General features: G+C 58.3%; 2 protein-coding genes. Both read right to left on the reverse strand.

The features are described from left to right. Window positions 1-43 precede the first annotated feature (43 nt). Entirely contained in the window at window positions 44-715 is a 672-nt protein-coding gene (locus ACRESD_RS09765; protein WP_431750727.1) for a DNA-3-methyladenine glycosylase I, read from the reverse strand. A 67-nt stretch (window positions 716-782) separates the two neighbouring features. Further along, window positions 783-1607 (reverse strand): tRNA 2-thiocytidine(32) synthetase TtcA, encoded by an 825-nt coding sequence (ttcA, locus tag ACRESD_RS09770; RefSeq protein ID WP_014718888.1) that lies wholly within the window; start codon window positions 1605-1607, stop codon window positions 783-785. Between the last annotated feature and the right edge of the window lie 77 nt (window positions 1608-1684).

The following is a 1684-nucleotide window of genomic DNA, read 5'->3' on the forward strand; positions in this document are numbered from 1 at the left end:
CAAGTGTGGGAGCGGGCTTGCTCGCGAAGGCATCAACACGGTCTCAATGATTCACTGTATAGGCCAGCATCATCGACAGCTGGCACATCGGCCGCCCACTCTCGGCATGCCACTGGTTAAAAGCCGCTTGCACCGTCGCCAGGTCGCGCAAGCTGGTCGGCGCCTTATCGACGATCTTCTGCGCATTCAACGCCGCCACCACGTCATAGCTCGGCACAAACGTATCTTTGCCCACCATGCGCAAAAAGCGCGGTGCCGACAGCCCGCCCAATTGGTGGCCGTGCTTGCTCAGGTACTTCCACAACCCGACGATGTCGGTCACCGGCCAGTCAGCGATAAACGCGCCGAAGCTGCCCTTTTCCTGCTCGATGTCCAGAATCATCTGGGCATTGCGCGGCACGCTCTTGAGCTTGCCCAAGTGGCGGATGATACGGGTGTCCTGCATCAACCGCTCCAGGTGCTCGGCGCCCATCAGCACCACCTTTTCCGGATCGAAGCCGAAAAACACCTGCTCGAAGGCCGGCCACTTGGCATCCACCACGCTGTGTTTCAAGCCCGCACGGAATACCCGCAGTGCCAGGGTCGACAGATAACGGTCATCGCCGATCTTGCGCAATTGCGCCGCTGTCTTGGGCACAGGCAGGTGGGCGTCCAGCTCGGCCGCCGAACCGAAACGGTTCAGACAATATTCGTGCAGCCACTTGTAATCGCGCATGCCCTCTCCTGGCAGTTGAATTGAAAACGGCGCCCGCGAGCGCCGTGTGTCAGAGCATTGAATAGGCTCAGAGGTTCACAACATTAACGAAGCGCGAAGCAGCGGTTTCATCAATTTTCAAGCTGGTGAAGTCAAACAGGTTGCGGTCGGCCAGTTGCGACGGGATCACGTTCTGCAGGCTGCGGAAGATGCTCTCGGTACGGCCCGGAGTCTTGCGCTCCCAGTCCACCAGCATTTCCTTGACCACCTGGCGCTGCAGGTTTTCCTGGGAACCACACAGGTTGCACGGAATGATCGGGAATTGCTTGAAGTCGGAATAGGCCTGGATGTCTTTCTCGTTGCAATACGCCAGCGGGCGGATCACCACGTTGCGCCCGTCATCGGCACGCAGCTTGGGTGGCATGGCTTTGAGCGAGCCGTTGAAGAACATATTGAGGAAGAAGGTCTCGACGATGTCATCGCGATGATGACCCAGGGCCATCTTGGTCGCGCCGATCTCATCGGCAAAGGTGTAGAGCGTGCCACGGCGCAGGCGCGAGCACAGCGAACAGGTGGTCTTGCCTTCCGGGATCAACTCCTTGACCACCGAGTAGGTGTCTTTTTCAACGATGTGGTACTCGACGCCCAGCTCTTTGAGGTAGGCCGGCAGCACATGTTCAGGAAAGCCCGGTTGTTTCTGGTCCATGTTCACGGCAACGATCTCGAACTTGATCGGCGCGACCTTTTGCAGGTGCAGCAGCACATCGAGCATGGTGTAGCTGTCTTTGCCACCGGAGAGGCAGACCATGACCTTGTCGCCGTCCTCGATCATGTTGAAATCGGCGACCGCTTCACCGGCCAGGCGACGCAGGCGTTTTTGCAGTTTGTTCTGGTTGACCGTAAGAGTGCCCATGGCGCTTGGATCCGCTAGAGGTGTGTGACGAAAAGCGCAGCATTTTACCGTTATGAGCGACCGAGATCCAATGTGGG

This window comes from Pseudomonas sp. (genome assembly GCF_050739995.1).
Lineage (GTDB): Bacteria > Pseudomonadota > Gammaproteobacteria > Pseudomonadales > Pseudomonadaceae > Aquipseudomonas.